This window comes from Caballeronia jiangsuensis, assembly GCF_046030135.1.
GTDB lineage: Bacteria > Pseudomonadota > Gammaproteobacteria > Burkholderiales > Burkholderiaceae > Caballeronia > Caballeronia jiangsuensis.
On the sequence record NZ_JAQQDB010000109.1, the window covers coordinates 1 to 1,073 of the forward strand.

The 1,073-nt window shown below is 55.1% G+C and carries 2 protein-coding genes; both read right to left on the minus strand.

From position 1 onward, the window contains the following. Positions 1–218, minus strand: a 218-nt coding sequence (locus tag PQR08_RS38545) for a hypothetical protein (RefSeq protein WP_408164469.1), incomplete at its 3' end; no start/stop codon positions are given. A 195-nt stretch (positions 219–413) separates the two neighbouring features. Further along, positions 414–863 carry an ester cyclase gene (locus PQR08_RS38550; RefSeq protein WP_408164470.1) on the minus strand — a complete coding sequence of 150 codons (450 nt, stop codon included), beginning with the start codon at positions 861–863 and terminating at the stop codon, positions 414–416. Positions 864–1,073 lie beyond the last annotated feature (210 nt).

Below are 1,073 nucleotides of genomic sequence, written 5' to 3' on the forward strand. Positions count from 1 at the left end.
AAGTCCGAGCCGTAGTAATGGACGCCACTGTAGTATTCGATACAGTGATACAAAGCGAGGAACTGCTTTTGCGGCCAGTACGCGAGTCGAGTGGGGCCGGCATACATGGCATATTTGATGCACACGCCTCCGTCGGCGCCCTGAGCGGCTATTAAGGCGGATTTGAAGCTGCTCACGAGATTTGGCTCCTCTGCCGCCTTCACCATGGAGTTACGCATTCCGGACAGCTCCGTTATCGAAAGAAGAGGTCAGTTTGTGGAGTCATAGCTTCCGCGGCACTCCGTTTCTTGTGGTTTAACTCAAGAGACGATAGCGGGTATGTAGGTCTGCATGGAGGGTCCAGAGTGAGGTGGTTGGTCTGCACCCTCCGTACGTTGAGTAGGAGCTATGGGTTCAACAGGACGTCATTGTGTTTAAGCCTTCTTGATGAGGCCCAGTTGCATGAGCGCCGTTACCCCGTCGTCGAGTCCAAGTTCCTCGACAATGAGCCCATCCTGAAGGCGGAGGACGGTGGTTCCGGTGAAGTGCATCTTGCGTCCCGTGGCCGCCGGCAACGCTCCAACCAGGAAATCACTAAACGCCGGGCCACGGTGCGTGCCGCCGCCTTCCCATTGGCCGACTACATAATCACCCTCGGCGATGAGGTCCGTGACACCCCAGAAGTTGAGGTCGGGGAATGCTTCGCGAAAGTCGGTCATGAAACTCTTGATGTCATCGCGACCGCGGCGGGGCTCATGAAGTGAGTATTTCAGTAGCATGTCCGGCGCGGCAATTTCGTCGACGATGCTCAAGTCGCACTTTTCGCCCCAGAAGTTGGTGAACCAGCGGCCAACGATAGCCTTGTTGTCATCTTCCTTCGACATGTTCGACTCCTTCTCAATCACTGTTTGCAGCGAAGCAGAATTGCTACGCTAAGACGAACGGTATCGACCGGTAAGTCGTTTTCCTATCCGTTTCTTGCGATTGAAGTTGGCCTGCATGGCGTCGCAGACGGGTCACGCGAGTTGAACAGCAAGAGGCGATTCACGTAATCGAACTATGACGACCGGGAATGTTGCCACGGGCGTATCTAT

Coding starts and splice junctions, on each gene's coding strand:
- PQR08_RS38550 (WP_408164470.1), bottom strand. CDS start 863: ATGTCGAAGGAAGATGACAACAAGGCTATCGTTGGCCGCTGGTTCACC.